Raw genomic sequence first — 15,031 nt, 5'->3', positions numbered from 1 at the left:
TCGCAATAGCGACGGATTTTCTTTTACTCTTGCTTTCCGGGGTGGAAAGTATGATACTTTCTAAAGTGGAAAACAACGAAAGGTTGAAGGCGAAAGGAACGACGATCATGGACGAGAGCGTGCACGAGGCACTGGCCTTCAATGAAGAAGTGGAGAAGGAACAAAGCGACAGACGGCGGACTGCGCTTAATGCCTTGTTTGCTGCAGCGCTGGCAGTACTTTGGTTTATCTTGATCCAATGGGGCAATGGCATGCCGTGGTGGTTGTCCCTTGGTTTAGTGGTGGTCTGCGTGGGAGTAGCTCTCTGGGTTGGCGCTCAGAAGCGCGACGTGCGCGCAGGTTATAGGCAAGATCCTTTCGCCCAGCCGCAGCCGGATAAGAAATACTACTTCGGAATCATTCTGATTTTTGTCCCTACGTTTTTCCAGACCTTTTTCGAAGGACACATGGTAATTGCGGCCGTAGCATCCACGCTGTGGGGACTCGCTGTCTTCTGGGTTTTTAACTCCGGTGCGATGGATCTGTCCACGCGAGACCACGAGAGTAATAAGCAGGCAAGCGACGATGAGTGAGCTTGATCCGGTAATCCACCCGCTTAATCGGTTTAAGATTTGTGCGGTGCTCAATGCGGCTGGCGCAGTGGAAGGCGCCATCAACAAAGAGATGCGCTTTGCAGCGATTCGGGACAAAGTGAATCTATCCGATGCCACGCTGTCTAAGCAGCTAAGCGCACTGGAAAAAGAGGGTTATATCAGCCGTTTTCGTGAGTATGGATCCTCGCGCGGCAAGGACACGGTATGGGTGATGCTCACGGCCAAAGGCAAGGCCGCATTCGATTCGCACCTTGCAGCGCTTAAGACGTTAGCAGGGCAGGAGTAGCGGTATTCGCGTTCCGGTTATTGTGCTGGGAGGCATAGAAAGCGGCTGCGAAAAGCGCGACGGTCAGTATGGTTAGCCACACAAAGTCATCCACCCAGAACTTCTGGTAGCGCTCCATGGCGTGGACATCGACTTGATCGCCCCACCACCATTTGGGAGGGACGGTTAGCAGCATGGCTGCCCAGGCGATAAGGACGGTCAAGAGGCTGCCCGCAGCCCCTCCAGACGGCAGCCAGGACCAAGCGCGGTAGACGAAGACCGGGATAATGAGCGTGAGCCAGACCCAGTGGTGCGACCAGGAAACAGGGGAGATGAGGAGGAGGGTGAGAGCGGTGACCAATTGGGCGTCGACAAGCAAGTGCTTCTCGCACAGTCGCTTGATAAGCCACGCAGCAAAGGCAATAACTACTAGGGAAGCTGCGAGCCACGCAAGGTTGATCGTCAGTCCATTGGCGTCCATGGCTTCCGTAGAGGAATACATGCGCTGAATGGCGCCCTTGATGGAACTATTGGACTGGTAGTCGGTTGCGACGCCGAAGTCGCCGCCAGAGCCCATATCGAGCAATTTTGAGCTGAAGAACTCTACGAATGCGTCCCAGCGGAAGGCTGCGGCGAGGAGGGTGGCAGCGACTGCGGAAAGGAAAGCCGTGGCAATCTGCTTCCATTCCTTGCGCACGAGGAAGTAGAGTAGCATCGCCAGTGGGGTAATTTTGATAGCGGCGGCCAAACCAATCAAGACGCCCTGCGGCAGTAAGCGCTTGCGCGGAACGAGGTCGAGGATAACGAGTGTCATGACCACGATATTGATCTGTGCAAAACCATTGTTGAGGTCAACCGGTTCGAAGCGCAAGGCAATGGCCCAAGTAATGGCGGTAACGGGCAGGAGGAACTCCGGCTTCTTTAGCACCGCCTTGAAGACAAAGTAGAGGCAGACAAGCAGGAGTAGATCGGAAAGGACGACCATAATGTCGCCCGCCATATCGTGGTCAATGCCGTCAAAGGCCGTGATCGGAACCATGACGAGCGCGCCAAAGGGCGGATAAATGAAGGGAAGTTCGACATCGCCGGCCAGCATGGGCTCGCTATAGACGGAGCGATGCTCAAGGAAGGCCTTGACGCCTTCGCGGTAGATCACCATATCGATGGGGAAGTCCGTGATGCGGGTGTCCTGAACAACCTTTCGGGCGCCACAGAGGAGCCCCAGCAGAGCTAAGGCATAACGGAAAAATGGGGTGCGCGCGAGTTTCATCGCAGTACACTTTATGCGATCTGCAGGTAAACGGGCGTGCACCCCACCGAGGCACAGCAATTTAGCAGCTATCTCCTGCTAATTCACATAACCGTCGACCACGCGTACCGCGCCGCGGTCGGCAGAGGTTGCCATGGCCGCATACGCGCGCAGCGCCTTGGTGATCGGTCGGTTGCGGCTCACTGGAGTCCAGGGGTGCTCGCGCAGTTCTTGGGCAGCGCGGCGGCGCTCCAGCACGTCCTCGTCCACATCCAGGGTGAGTTGGCGCTCGTGGATGTCGATGGTGATGGTGTCGCCATTTTCGATGAGCCCGATTAGGCCCTGGTGGGCCGCCTCGGGGGAAATGTGGCCGATGGAAAGGCCGGAGGTGCCGCCGGAAAAGCGGCCGTCGGTAATCAAGGCGCATGCCTTGCCCAACCCGGCGCCCTTGAGGAAAGAGGTTGGGTGGAGCATCTCCTGCATGCCAGGGCCGCCGGACGGGCCTTCATAGCGAATGACCACCACGTCGCCCGGTTGAACTTCCTTGTTCAGGATTATCGATACGGCCTCTTCCTGGGATTCGACCACACGAGCAGGTCCAGAGAAGGTCCACAGCTCTTCATCGACGCCCGCTGCCTTCACGATGGCACCGTCTGGAGCCAGGTTTCCGCGCAGGACAACGAGGCCGCCGTCGGAAGAAAAGGCATGATCGGCGTCATGAATGCAGCCATTAGCGGCGTCAGTATCGAGCTCGTCCCAGCGGTTGGATTGGGAAAATGGTTCGGTGGTGCGCACGCCGCCGGGGGCGGCGAGATAAAGCTCACGGGCCTCATCGGTGGCGTGCGGGTTGCGGATATCCCAATCATCGAGCCACTGCTCGGCGTTATCGTACAGCGCCGTATGCACCTTCAAGTTCAGGTGCCCGGCGCGGCGAAGTTCTCCCAAGATGGCGGGGATGCCGCCGGCGCGGTGGACATCCTCAATGTGGTAGGTGCCATTGGGCGCGACCTTGGACAAGCAGGGCACGCGGTAGGAGATGTCATTAATGTCATCGAGGGTGAAATCCACCTCGCCTTCCTGTGCGGCTGCAAGCGTGTGCAGGATGGTGTTGGTGGATCCGCCCATGGCCATGTCTAGCGCCATGGCGTTGGTGAAGGCTTCCTTGGTGGCGATATTGCGGGGGAGAACGGATTTGTCCTCCTCGCCGTAATAGCGGCGGCACATATCGACGATGGTGGAGCCGGCCTTTTCAAATAGGCTGCGGCGAGCCGTGTGGGTGGCCAGGGTGGTGCCGTTGCCGGGCAGCGCCAGGCCGAGTGCCTCGGTCAGGCAGTTCATGGAATTGGCGGTAAACATGCCAGAACAGGAGCCGCAGGTGGGACAGGCGGATTCCTCCACCTGGGTCAAGCCTTCATCAGATACCGCGTCATTGGCGGAGGCGGTGATAGCGGTGATGAGGTCAGTGGGGGCGTGGGCTACGCCATCAACCACCACGGCTTTGCCGGCCTCCATCGGTCCGCCCGAGACGAAAATGGTGGGAATGTTTAGCCGTAGCGCCGCATTGAGCATGCCCGGGGTGATTTTGTCGCAGTTGGAGATGCATACTAGGGCGTCGGCAGTGTGGGCATTGGCCATGTACTCGATGGAATCGGAGATGATTTCGCGCGAAGGCAGCGAGTAGAGCATGCCGCTGTGCCCCATAGCGATGCCATCATCGACAGCGATGGTATTGAATTCCTTCGGTACGCCGCCGGCCTCGCGTACGGCGTCGGCGACGATATCGCCAACGTTTTTAAGGTGTACGTGGCCGGGGACGAATTGGGTATAGGAGTTGGCAATGGCGACGATTGGTTTGCCAAAGTCATTTTCCTTGGTGCCGGTGGCCCGCCAGAGGGCGCGGGCTCCAGAGGCTTGGCGGCCGACGGTAGTTACTTTTGAACGCAGCGGGAACATGGTTTTCAGTCACCATTCCTTCAAGGATGTGGGGGAGTGTAGGCGGCGTATTTAGTTTTCGGCCGAAGGCTTGAGCTCGGGGTGGCGCTCGAGGTAGTCCTCATACTCTTCTTTGCTGAGGAGGACTTGTTGGCCGTCACGGTGGACAATTACCACCTTGTCATCTGCCGCTTCACGGCCCTGGGTAAGGGCGTCAGGGATGCGGCCGCGGGAGGCCTCCGAAAGTCGCGGGAGCGAATTAAAGGTAACGCCGGGCAGGCTGTGCTCCGCGCCGGCTTTGGTGCGGGCGAAGGCGCGGGCGCGTTGGAAGCCGATTCCGGCGAAATCGTCCCATGCGATCTGGATATTTTTCCGGAATGCGTAAGAGATAGCGATTCCAGATTCGGAGACTTTGGTGCGGGATTTTATGACCCACCACAATCCGAGGATGGGGATTATGAACAGCCATGCGAGGTATTTGGGGGCCCATCCGATGCTCAGCAGAGCAATGGCGGACAGGATGAGGATGCCCAAGATGTGGTCGCGGGATGGCTTGAAAACCTCTGCCTGGGTGGTGGACTGACGAGGTTTGTTGTCCTTAGGTGGTGGAGTCATAGTGTGCAAGCCTAATTCACTAAGGCCGGCAAGGGCGAACCTATTTTTCAGGCGTGTCCCACCAGGTGGGAATCGGATCCCAAAAGGGGGTAATTACCACGAGTGTAATACCTATCAAGGTATAGTCATGCCCATGATCATTATTCGACTTCAGGTAGTACCAACGCGGTGGTGACCGCGACGCCTCATGACGTCGACGCATTTCGCCCCCGCAGACAGAAAAGCCCGCGGGAGCTTCGTTCATATCTGGAGCCGGTGCCAATGATGATCAGGACCAGTAATAGACCATTCCAAGGAGCACATTAACCGTGGTTACGACAACTTCGCCCACGCCCGCTTCGGTGGCTGCAGCCTCACGCGCCCACGCTCCGGAGCGGATGAGTGGTGCCCACGCCATTGTCCGCACTCTCGAAGACTTGGGAACCGATCTCGTCTTCGGCATTCCAGGCGGTGCCGTGCTTCCTCTATACGATGCCTTGCACACCTCGACCAAGCTGCGCCATGTGCTCACCCGCCATGAACAGGGTGCCGGCCACGCCGCCGAAGGCTATGCCCAAGCTTCCGGCAAGGTAGGCGTATGCATTGCCACCTCTGGGCCGGGTGCGACCAACTTGGTGACAGCGCTTGCCGACGCCAACCTGGACTCCGTTCCCATCGTTGCCATCACCGGCCAGGTGGGTAGCAACCTCTTGGGAACCGATGCCTTCCAAGAGGCCGATATTCGCGGCGTGACGATGCCGATTACCAAGCACAACTACATCGTGACGGAACCGAGCCAGATTCCAGCTGCCATTGCAGCCGCATTCCATTTGGCTTCTACGGGCCGTCCGGGGCCGGTCTTAGTGGATATCCCGAAGGACGTGCAAAACGGTGAATTGGAATATTCCTTCCCGGCTACGTTTGATCTGCCTGGATATAAACCGACGACCAAGCCACACTCTCGCCAGATCGCGCAAGCGGTTGAGCTCATTGCACAGGCAGAAAAGCCGGTCATCTATGCCGGCGGCGGTATCATCAAGGCCGAGGCAGCCAAGGAGCTGCGCGAGTTTGCGGAATTTTCCGGAATCCCTGTCGTGACTACGCTCATGGCCTTGGGGGCCTTCCCGGAATCTCATCCGCTCCACATGGGCATGCCGGGCATGCATGGCACCGTCCCTGCAGTTGCGGCCATGCAGCGAGCTGACCTGTTGATTACTATCGGCGCGCGATTTGATGATCGAGTAACCGGTGATACCTCCACTTTTGCCCCTGAGGCCCAGGTAATTCATGCTGATATTGACCCGGCTGAAATTTCGAAAATTCGCGACGTTGCCGTGCCAATCGTGGGTGATGCCCGCAACGTGTTGGCAGGTCTTTTAAAGGAGTACCGCAAGAACTCCGCGGTGAAATCTCCGGAAGTAGGCCCATGGCGGGATTACCTCGATGGGCTCAAGGAACGGTTTCCCCGTGGCTATGATCCCACTCCGGATGGGCAGCTCAATCCCCAATTTGTGTTGGAAAAGCTGAGTGAAACCGTAGGTCCTGAGGCTATCTACTGTGCCGGTGTGGGACAGCACCAGATGTGGTCGGCACAGTTCATTGATTTTGAGCATCCACGCTCTTGGATCAACTCCGGCGGTGCCGGAACCATGGGCTATGCCGTGCCGGCGGCCCTCGGCGCCAAGGCAGCATGCCCGGATAAAGAAGTGTGGGCGATTGACGGTGACGGTTGCTTCCAAATGACCAACCAGGAGCTCACCACCGCGGCATTGGAGGGCTTTCCGTTTAAGGTTGCCGTCATTAATAACGGCAACCTCGGCATGGTCCGTCAGTGGCAGACACTGTTCTTTAATGAGAATTACTCCAATACCAAGCTGCGAGAACGAGATGCCTATACCCCAGACTTCGTCCGCTTGGCAGAGGCGCTGGGATGCGAGGCTATCCGAGTCACCTGTCAGGAAGAAGTAGTGCCGGCCATTGAACGGGCCCGCGCAATCAATGACCGCCCAGTGGTCCTTGACTTCATCGTTGGTGAGGATGCCCAGGTCTGGCCAATGATTGGCGGTGGGGCGTCCAACGAAGAAATTCAATATGCCCGTGGCTTGCGCCCGCTGTTTGATGACAATGAATCGGCAGCAGAAGCTCCTGCCGATATCGACGAGACTATCCAGGAGGTATAGGCATGGCACCCAGTGACGTTTCCCGGCATACTCTGTCGGTCCTGGTAGAAGACGTCGAAGGGATCCTGTCCCGTGTGACCGGCATGTTTTCCCGGCGTGGGTACAGCATCATTTCGCTGGTTTCTGCCCAAACGGAAAATCCAGGGATTAACCGGCTGACCATCGTGGTCGATGCGTCCGAAAGGATTATGGAGCAGGTAACCAAGCAGCTCAACAAGATTGTGCCGGTCATCAAGGTGGTGGAGCTCGAGGCGGATTCGACCGTGGCGCGTGCCCTGATGCTGGTCAAGGTGGCTGCGAATAACGCCAACCGGCCGCAGGTGGTCGATGCCGTTAATATCTTCCGTGCCCGCGTGGTAGACGTGGCACAAGAATCCGTGGTGGTAGAGGCTACCGGTACTCCTGGAAAGCTAGCGGCGCTTCTCGACGTCCTGGAGCCATTCGGTGTGCTCGAGCTGGTGCAGTCTGGTGACGTGGCCTTGGGGCGTGGCCCCAAGGCGATGGCACCCCCGCGAAATTAAATCCCACTATGTGGTCACTGCGTCTCGCGCAGTGGTATAGTGCTAGGTGGGACGTTAACTCATTGAACTTACAATCACTACAGAATTGAGGACTACGACATGGCTATTGAAACCTTCTACGACGATGATGCGGATCTGTCTATCATTCAGGGTCGCAAGGTAGCCGTTATTGGTTACGGCTCCCAGGGGCATGCACACTCGCAGAACCTGCGCGATTCCGGCGTCGAGGTTGTTATTGGTCTGCGTGAAGGTTCCAAGTCGGCGGCCAAGGCCGAGGAAGCAGGCTTTGCGGTCAAGACCGTTGCAGAAGCTGCCAAGTGGGCAGACGTAATTATGCTGCTGGCACCAGATACCTCTCAGAAGCAGATCTTTGAAGATGAAATTGCCCCTAACTTGGAAGACGGCAATGCGCTGCTGTTTGGGCACGGCTTGAATATCCACTTTAAGCTGATTGAACCGCAAGCCAATGTCACCGTTGGCATGGTTGCACCTAAGGGGCCTGGCCATCTGGTTCGCCGCCAGTTCGTTGATGGCAAGGGCGTTCCGTGCCTCATCGCTACCGAACAGGACCCTAAGGGCGAAGGCCACGATCTGACCCTGTCTTATGCAGCAGCCATCGGTGGTGCGCGTGCTGGCGTTATCCCGACGACCTTCGAAGCAGAGACGGTCACTGACCTCTTTGGCGAGCAGGCTGTTCTGTGCGGTGGCGTAGAGTTCCTGATTTGCACCGGCTTCGAGGTTCTGACGGAGGCTGGATACGAGCCAGAAATGGCCTACTTTGAGGTGCTGCACGAGATGAAGCTCATCGTGGACCTGATGTTTGAGGGCGGCATCGCCAACATGAACTACTCGGTGTCTGATACCGCCGAGTTTGGCGGCTACATTTCTGGCCCTCGCGTTATTGATGCTGATGCCAAGCAGCGCATGAAGGATATCTTGTCCGATATCCAAGACGGCACCTTCACCAAGCGCCTGCTGGCCAATATTGAGGGCGGCAACAAGGAGCTGGAGAGTCTGCGTGAGGAATTTGCACAGCACGAAATTGAAAAGACCGGCACCAAGTTGCGCGATTTGATGAGCTGGGTCAAGAACCCGCTGGATGCTACTGCCTAGGAATAAAGGCGGTGTCTGTAGCGCACACCCACGGTGGACAGGCATGTTTACCGTGGGTTTTGCTTTATTTGTTTCAGGTAAAACTTCAGTGCGGGGAGTAGGATGAGGGCCATGGGTTTTACGACGCCAAGCTATGATCTCAAAGACCTCTTTGCACGAATTGATCGCGGGGATATCCAGTTACCTGACTTCCAGCGCAGTTATGCCTGGGATGAAGATCGTATCCGTTCTCTCATTGTTTCCGTGCTGCGCGGCTATCCCATTGGCGCGCTCATGGCTCTTGATACCCGAAACGAAAAGATGCGCTTTCGTCCCCGTGCCCTAGCCGGCGCACCTGAAACCGGCGTCGACCCCGGCTTGCTCCTTTTGGACGGGCAGCAGCGCCTGACCACCCTGTATCACTGCTTCAACGGCGAGGGCTTTGTAGACACCACTGACTTCCGCAAGAAGAAGATTCACCGCCGCTTCTTTATCGATATTCGCGCGGCCGTTCGCGGAGATCTAATGCCGGATGATGCCATCTTTGCGGTTAATCAAGACGGTAAGATTCGCTCGCACTTTGCACCAGCAATTGAGGGCGATGTCCTAACGCGCGAAGATGCACTAGAGAATATGTGCATTCCCGTGGCTTCTTTGCTCAGTGAAGACGGCGTCGGCATGCTTTTTGAGCTTGCGGCGACCAAGCAGGAATACAGCGCGGAACTGGCTGCCTTTAATAATCGCATCATTCGACCATTGTCCGGCTATGACCTGCCAATGATTCGACTTTCCCGCGAAACGGAGCGAGCTGGGATCGGCTCGATTTTTGCCCAAGCGAACTCGGCTGGCCTGCAGATGGACGTATTCGATCTGCTAACTGCCGTCTTTGCCTCTGAGGACCCCAGCTTCCACTTGGCCGCTGATTGGCACGAAGTGGAAAAGGACCTGCGGAAGTCTCCAGCCTTGGACGGAATTGGCCGCACCGAGTTTCTCTCCGCAGTATCGCTTCTGGTCTCCGGTGAAAAGGGCTGTGCCGGTGGCCAGCGCGAAGATATTTTGAAATTGTCATTGGCGGAGTACAAGTCGGCAGCCAACGATCTGCGCATCACCTTCCGCGAGGTATCAGAGTTCTTGGCGCAGCGCTGCATCCTCAGCATGGATCAGGTTCCGTTTAATGAGCAGATTGTTCCCCTGGCAGTCATTATCGCCCGCTTGGCCAAGCGCGGGGGAGCGCTTTCTACCGAGCAGTCCTGGAACCGCATCAACCAATGGTTCTGGTGTGGCGTCTTTGGTGAGCTCTACGGTTCTTCTGCGGTGCAGCTGCGCGCAGCTCGCGACGTGGATGAGGTCACCGAATGGGTAGCCGGTGCAACGGATGAGGCGCCGAAGACCGTTACCGATGCCACCTTCCGTGAGTCCCGTCTGCTTTCCGTAGATGGCAAAGATGGCGTATGGCACGGACTCTATGCCCTCCTCATGGCGCGCGGCGCGAAGGACTGGCGCACCGGAAAAGCCTTTACCCGGCATACCTTTGAAGAGCTCAAGCCAGGCTTTTTCCCTGTGTTCCCGCTCAATTGGTGCAAGCGTCACGGCGTTGATCCCGTCTTGGCTGAGTCGGTGATGAACTACACCCCGATGGGGAAACGAACCGAGGTAGTGCTCGACGGTTTCGCCCCCAACCGCTACCTTCCCCGCGTTCAGTCCAAGTCCATCATGGAAGATGCGCAATTTGATGAGGTGCTAGCATCCCACGAAATGAACCTGGACTATCTGCGCGCATCCCAGCCGCGTGAATTCCTTGCAGACCGCCGTCACCGGTTCTTGGACATCGTGGAATATGCTTTAGGTAAACCCGTTATCCGCGATGTGGATGAAGCAAACCTGTGTGGTGGAGAGGAAGGTCCGCAAGCTTTTGATCGCTAAATCTGTGCGCTTGGCCGCTACAGTGCTTGTTGCTTCCCTAGCGCTAGCAGCCTGTGGCACTCCGGTCACAGAATCCAAGCTGGTCAGGCGCGGTCTGTCCGATTTGGATGAGTCCGAAATCGATCTCAGCAAGGCCAAGGCGGAAAACCAAAACCGTCTTATTGACCCGAAATTTGATGGCAAGTTGGTCATTGTTAATGACCCCATTGGAATTGAAGCCAGCCGCCTATTTTTTGAAGATTCGGATTCGCTGGTCCTCTTTTCCCCGGATGATGAATCTATTCTTCGTGCAGCAACCTTGGCGGTAAACCAGCATTTGCCGGCGGTGCAGTATGACGATGCTAGGCGTTTGGAAATCCATAAGCTGCTCACGGACTTGGGGGTAAGTCGCCTGGTGGTAGTCGGTGACGTGCCGTGGACGGAAACCTCTGGTGAATTCAGCGTGATCAAGGATCCAGGAACGCATAGGGCACTAGGGGAGTTCACGGCATTCCAGTATGGTTCCAAGGTGGTAGCCTCGCCGGAGCAGATGGTAAAGGATATTGCACGGCTGGATAAGACTCCCCATATGGAGCTGCGTCCTGCCTGGGTGCCGTATGAAGGCGAACTTGATGCTGGCGAGGAAAAGAATCAGCCCATCCCAGCACAGTCCCGCAGGGACGGCCAGATGGCGCCAAATATCGTTGCCACTAAGGATAGCCCCATCGCAAACGTCATTACTGCGGCAGCCTACGGTGGAAGAGTTTTGGTCATGCCGACTGCCGATCCGCTAGCGGATAAGCACAGCATGGCTGCTGTAGCGGGCCTGGAGGACGGCGCCTTAGTAGCCTTGGGGCCGGAATTCGGTCGAGTGAAAGAATTTAAGGCAAAAATCAAGCAGGGTACTCCTGACTGAACTACACTTCCTTGACACGCGGACAACCCGCGTGCACCGCATTTCACTTAAGCGAAGGAAGATATGTCGAAGCCGGTAGTCCTTATTGCCGATAAATTAGCCCAGTCCACGGTTACGGCCTTGGGGGACTCTGTTGAGGTCCGTTGGGTGGATGGGCCGAATCGCGCCGAGCTCCTTGCCGCGGTTCCGGAAGCCGAGGCTTTGCTGGTGCGCTCTGCCACAACCGTTGATGCAGAGGTATTGGAAGCGGCCACAAAGCTCAAAATTGTGGGCCGGGCCGGAGTAGGACTGGACAATGTCGATATTCCGGCAGCCACAGACAAGGGCATCATGGTGGTCAATGCGCCAACATCGAATATTCACTCTGCGTGTGAACAGGCCATCGCCCTGCTCTTAGCGACGGCGCGCCAGGTACCAGCGGCCGACCGGTCCCTGCGCGAAGGGGAGTGGAAGCGCTCTTCTTTCAAGGGCGTAGAGGTCTACGGAAAGACCATCGGCATTGTTGGCTTTGGGCACATTGGCCAGCTTTTTGCCCAGCGTATGAAATCCTTTGAGACGACCATTATCGCGCACGATCCCTATGCCAACCCAGCTCGCGCGGCAGCGTTGGGCGTGGAATTAGTTGAGCTAGAAGAGCTGATGTCGCGTTCCGATTTCGTGACCATTCACCTACCAAAGACTCCGGAGACGGCCGGAATGTTTGATAGGGAACTTTTGGCCAAGGCGAAGCCAGGACAGATTCTCATTAACGCAGCGCGAGGAGGTTTGGTAGATGAAGCGGCTCTGGCTGAGTCTATCGAGTCGGGACCTCATCGAGGTGCGGGCTTTGACGTTTATGCCACGGAACCGTGCACTGATTCTCCGCTCTTTAAGCTGCCGCAGGTCACCGTGTCCCCGCACCTAGGCGCCTCCACTGTAGAGGCCCAGGACCGTGCGGGAACCGATGTAGCGGAGTCTGTCTTGAAGGCGCTTGAAGGAGAGTTTGTGCCGGATGCGGTCAACGTCTCCGGCGGGGCAGTAAGAGAAGAGGTTGCTGGTTGGTTGGACCTCGCCCGCAAGCTAGGACTTACTGCTGGCCGCCTTTTGGGTCAGGCCCCCGTTGCCGTCGAGGTGGAGGCCTGTGGCGAGTTGTCTACCGAAGACGTGGAGGTGCTAGGACTTTCTGCCGTCCGAGGTCTGTTCAGCGGCGTGACTTCGGAGCCGGTGACCTTTGTCAATGCAATGCAGATCGCGAATAGTCGTGGGGTAGAGGTGGAGGTTTCTACTAATGCGGAGTCCAAGGGGCACCGCTCTTCCCTGCAGGTGAAGGTTATTGGTGCCGATGGCGAGATCTCCTCGCTCACCGGCGCACTTATCGGCATCGATGGAACCGAAAAGTTCATTCGCATCAACGGCCGCGGCGTAGATATGCGTGCTACCGGCCGCAACCTCTTCTTCCGCTATGCGGATGCCCCAGGTGCATTGGGAACGGTAGGCACCAAGTTGGGCGCTGCGGGAATTAACATCGTGGCGGCCGCTCTTACGCACGGTAAACAGGAATCTGATGCTGTGTTAATTCTGCGCGTGGAAGCCGAGGTGCCAGAGCATCTCATCGCCGAAATTAATGCGGCCTTGGGGGCTGAATGCGAACAGCTGAACATGGAAGCATAAGGCTGCAGCCTGTAACAGAATCTCAACCCGCGTGGTGCTAGGTAAATTCCTGCGCTACGCGGGTTTGTTTTGATAAGGTACTTCCATATCCACTCTGTGAGAAAGGAATCTTACATAATGAAACTTGCGGTGATTGGCGGCGACGGAATTGGACCAGAAGTGACGGCCGAAGCGCTCAAGGTGCTGCGAGCCGTTCGCTCCGATATAGAGACTACCGAGTATGACCTCGGTGCGCGGCGTTATCTGCGCAATGGGGAGCTTCTCACGGACGCTGATTTGAAGAGCCTGCGCGAGCACGATGCGATCCTTTTGGGAGCGATCGGCGCCCCAGGTGAGGTGCCACCAGGCGTGCTGGAGCGGGGGCTGTTGCTTAAGATGCGGTTTGCGCTGGATCATCACGTGAACCTTCGCCCCTCCAGGCTTTATCCCACCGCTTCCTCGCCGCTGGCTGAACCGGGCGATATCGATTTCGTTGTGGTGCGCGAAGGTACCGAGGGTTTGTACTGTGGAAACGGCGGTACCTTGCGAGAGGGAACTGAGCACGAGGTGGCCAGCGAGGTATCGCAAAATACTCGTTTCGGCGTCGAGCGTGTAGTGCGCGATGCGTTTGCGCGGGCAGCGCAGCGCCGTAAGCATCTGACCTTGGTGCACAAAACAAATGTCTTGGTCAATGCTGGTGGATTGTGGCAGCGCACCGTTAATGAAGTCGCCGCCGAGTTTCCAGAGGTTCGGGTGGATTATCAGCATATTGATGCTGCAACAATTTATATGGTGACAGATCCGGCGCGCTATGACGTTATTGTCACCGATAACCTTTTTGGAGACATTCTGACCGATTTGGCGGGCGCGGTAACTGGCGGTATTGGCCTTGCTGCCTCCGGAAACATCGATGCCTCTGGCACGAATCCTTCCATGTTCGAGCCGGTGCACGGTTCTGCGCCAGATATTGCGGGTAAGGGGATTGCAGACCCAACGGCGGCAATCCTATCCGTCGCTATGCTTCTTCGTCACCTGGGTGATGAGTCTAATGCGCAGCGGATTGAGGATGTGGTGGCACAGGATGTTGCGCACCGCGATGCCGAACCAATAAAGACCGTTGAAGTCGGTGACCGGATCGCCAAGCTTCTCGTCACATAGAGGTGGGCCTCTTATGTCAGGCGCTTGCCGACGTCTCAGGCACCCAGCGTTTCCTAGCGTAGCCCGCAGTGGGGCCAGCGATGGCATTTAAAGGGTAAAGGAAATTTACTCAAATTAACTAATTAACACCATATCCTTTGCACACATGTGAAGGTGGCTATTGAGTAGGATTACCGCTATGCGTTTAGGACGAATTGCACACCCAGAAGGAATCTGTTTCGCGATTATCGATGGGCCAAAAGACGCCCCAATGGAAGAGCTAGTGGCAAAGGAAATTGCCGGCACGCCCTTCACCCCACCGGAGCCGACCGGCCGCGAGTGGAAACTTAACGAGGTTCGCCTGTTGGCGCCGACCCTTCCCACCAAGGTGGTAGCGCTTGGCCGCAACTATGCGGACCACGTTGCTGAGGTTTTCAAAAAGTCTGCTGATAGCCTGCCTCCCACTATTTTTATCAAGCCCTCTACCGCGGTCATTGGCCCGGATGCCGCGATCAAGATCCCGGACTACGCCACCAACGTAGAGTTTGAGGGCGAGCTAGCCGTGGTCATTTCTAAGCCGTCGAAAAACATCAAGGCCGAGAACTGGAAAGACCACGTGTTGGGATACACTATCTGTAACGACGTTTCCTCCCGCGACCTGCAGTTCAAAGACGGTCAATGGGCTCGTGCCAAGGGCATTGACACCTTCTGCCCGCTCGGCCCGTGGATCGAAACTGATCTGGATAGCTTGAATCTGGACGATCAGAAGATTAATGCCTATCTGACGCACGAGGGTTCTCGCGAGCAAAAGCAGGATTCCAATACGGACCAGATGATCGTGAAGATGGGCGGAATTTTGGAGGAGATCTCCGCCGCCTACACCTTGCTGCCCGGCGATGTCATCACCACCGGGTCCCCGGCCGGCACCGCCCCTATGGTTCCAGGAGACACCATCGAAATCGAGATCCCAGGCCTCGGCACCCTGCGCAATTCCATCCACCGTGCATAACCCAAGCCACCA

The 15,031-nt window shown here is 56.9% G+C and carries 13 protein-coding genes; 10 read left to right on the top strand and 3 right to left on the bottom strand.

What is annotated here, in order from left to right; translation table 11 throughout:
- Nucleotides 1-65: 65 nt before the first annotated feature.
- The gene (locus tag QP934_RS04940; protein ID WP_284810494.1) at nucleotides 66-572 is read left to right on the top strand and encodes a hypothetical protein; all 507 of its coding nucleotides are present in this window, start codon (nucleotides 66-68) and stop codon (nucleotides 570-572) included.
- Nucleotides 565-879, top strand: a complete 315-nt coding sequence (locus QP934_RS04935) for a transcriptional regulator (protein WP_419126952.1) — start codon at nucleotides 565-567, stop codon at nucleotides 877-879. Before QP934_RS04940 ends, QP934_RS04935 begins: the two co-directional genes overlap by 8 nt.
- Here the strand turns inward: QP934_RS04935 and QP934_RS04930 are convergent.
- The 3 genes from QP934_RS04930 to QP934_RS04920 form a co-directional block, all read right to left on the bottom strand.
- Complete coding sequence (locus tag QP934_RS04930) at nucleotides 854-2,128, bottom strand: glycosyltransferase family 87 protein (RefSeq protein ID WP_284810492.1); 1,275 nt, start codon at nucleotides 2,126-2,128, stop codon at nucleotides 854-856. The two genes, QP934_RS04935 and QP934_RS04930, sit on opposite strands and share 26 nt — an antisense overlap.
- 78 nt (nucleotides 2,129-2,206) lie before the next feature.
- Nucleotides 2,207-4,060, bottom strand: coding sequence for a dihydroxy-acid dehydratase (ilvD, locus tag QP934_RS04925; protein ID WP_340419672.1), 1,854 nt, complete (start codon nucleotides 4,058-4,060; stop codon nucleotides 2,207-2,209).
- A gap of 51 nt (nucleotides 4,061-4,111) precedes the next feature.
- Nucleotides 4,112-4,654, bottom strand: a complete 543-nt coding sequence (locus QP934_RS04920) for a PH domain-containing protein (RefSeq protein WP_198492929.1) — start codon at nucleotides 4,652-4,654, stop codon at nucleotides 4,112-4,114.
- A gap of 308 nt (nucleotides 4,655-4,962) precedes the next feature.
- Here QP934_RS04920 and QP934_RS04915 point away from each other — a divergent pair, with 308 nt between their 5' ends.
- The 8 genes from QP934_RS04915 to QP934_RS04880 all read left to right on the top strand — a co-directional run bounded on the left by QP934_RS04915 (nucleotide 4,963) and on the right by QP934_RS04880 (nucleotide 15,019).
- Complete coding sequence (locus QP934_RS04915) at nucleotides 4,963-6,813, top strand: acetolactate synthase large subunit (protein WP_419126951.1); 1,851 nt, start codon at nucleotides 4,963-4,965, stop codon at nucleotides 6,811-6,813.
- 2 nt (nucleotides 6,814-6,815) lie between these two features.
- Entirely contained in the window at nucleotides 6,816-7,334 is a 519-nt protein-coding gene (gene ilvN / locus QP934_RS04910) for an acetolactate synthase small subunit (RefSeq protein ID WP_005327728.1), read from the top strand.
- A gap of 99 nt (nucleotides 7,335-7,433) precedes the next feature.
- Nucleotides 7,434-8,447 carry a ketol-acid reductoisomerase gene (gene ilvC, locus QP934_RS04905; RefSeq protein ID WP_419126950.1) on the top strand — a complete coding sequence of 338 codons (1,014 nt, stop codon included), beginning with the start codon at nucleotides 7,434-7,436 and terminating at the stop codon, nucleotides 8,445-8,447.
- A gap of 111 nt (nucleotides 8,448-8,558) precedes the next feature.
- Entirely contained in the window at nucleotides 8,559-10,349 is a 1,791-nt protein-coding gene (locus QP934_RS04900; RefSeq protein WP_340419670.1) for a GmrSD restriction endonuclease domain-containing protein, read from the top strand.
- Nucleotides 10,339-11,244 (top strand): hypothetical protein, encoded by a 906-nt coding sequence (locus tag QP934_RS04895; RefSeq protein WP_337888963.1) that lies wholly within the window; start codon nucleotides 10,339-10,341, stop codon nucleotides 11,242-11,244. Before QP934_RS04900 ends, QP934_RS04895 begins: the two co-directional genes overlap by 11 nt.
- A 63-nt stretch (nucleotides 11,245-11,307) precedes the next feature.
- Nucleotides 11,308-12,894: a phosphoglycerate dehydrogenase gene (gene serA / locus QP934_RS04890; RefSeq protein WP_340419669.1), complete on the top strand. Its 1,587-nt coding sequence runs from the start codon at nucleotides 11,308-11,310 to the stop codon at nucleotides 12,892-12,894.
- 117 nt (nucleotides 12,895-13,011) lie between these two features.
- On the top strand, nucleotides 13,012-14,031 hold the full coding sequence (locus QP934_RS04885) for a 3-isopropylmalate dehydrogenase (RefSeq protein ID WP_284791324.1): 1,020 nt from the start codon (nucleotides 13,012-13,014) through the stop codon (nucleotides 14,029-14,031).
- Nucleotides 14,032-14,209: 178 nt separating this feature from the next.
- Nucleotides 14,210-15,019, top strand: coding sequence for a fumarylacetoacetate hydrolase family protein (locus QP934_RS04880; protein ID WP_198492937.1), 810 nt, complete (start codon nucleotides 14,210-14,212; stop codon nucleotides 15,017-15,019).
- Nucleotides 15,020-15,031: the final 12 nt, after the last annotated feature.

This window comes from Corynebacterium sp. MSK122, from assembly GCF_030229435.2.
GTDB classification, from domain to species: Bacteria; Actinomycetota; Actinomycetes; order Mycobacteriales; family Mycobacteriaceae; genus Corynebacterium; species Corynebacterium marquesiae.
The sequence above is the reverse complement of the archived record's forward strand: the minus strand, read 5'-3'. Positions and strand labels throughout refer to the sequence as shown.

Bases quoted from the DNA above. Each gene is read 5' to 3' on its own strand.
- QP934_RS04900 (WP_340419670.1), top strand. From the start codon at position 8,559: ATGGGTTTTACGACGCCAAGCTATGATCTCAAAGACCTCTTTGCACGA.
- QP934_RS04920 (WP_198492929.1), bottom strand. From the start codon at position 4,654: ATGACTCCACCACCTAAGGACAACAAACCTCGTCAGTCCACCACCCAG.
- ilvD (WP_340419672.1), bottom strand. From the start codon at position 4,060: ATGTTCCCGCTGCGTTCAAAAGTAACTACCGTCGGCCGCCAAGCCTCT.
- QP934_RS04885 (WP_284791324.1), top strand. From the start codon at position 13,012: ATGAAACTTGCGGTGATTGGCGGCGACGGAATTGGACCAGAAGTGACG.
- ilvN (WP_005327728.1), top strand. From the start codon at position 6,816: ATGGCACCCAGTGACGTTTCCCGGCATACTCTGTCGGTCCTGGTAGAA.
- QP934_RS04930 (WP_284810492.1), bottom strand. From the start codon at position 2,128: ATGAAACTCGCGCGCACCCCATTTTTCCGTTATGCCTTAGCTCTGCTG.
- serA (WP_340419669.1), top strand. From the start codon at position 11,308: ATGTCGAAGCCGGTAGTCCTTATTGCCGATAAATTAGCCCAGTCCACG.
- QP934_RS04935 (WP_419126952.1), top strand. From the start codon at position 565: ATGAGTGAGCTTGATCCGGTAATCCACCCGCTTAATCGGTTTAAGATT.
- ilvC (WP_419126950.1), top strand. From the start codon at position 7,434: ATGGCTATTGAAACCTTCTACGACGATGATGCGGATCTGTCTATCATT.
- QP934_RS04880 (WP_198492937.1), top strand. From the start codon at position 14,210: ATGCGTTTAGGACGAATTGCACACCCAGAAGGAATCTGTTTCGCGATT.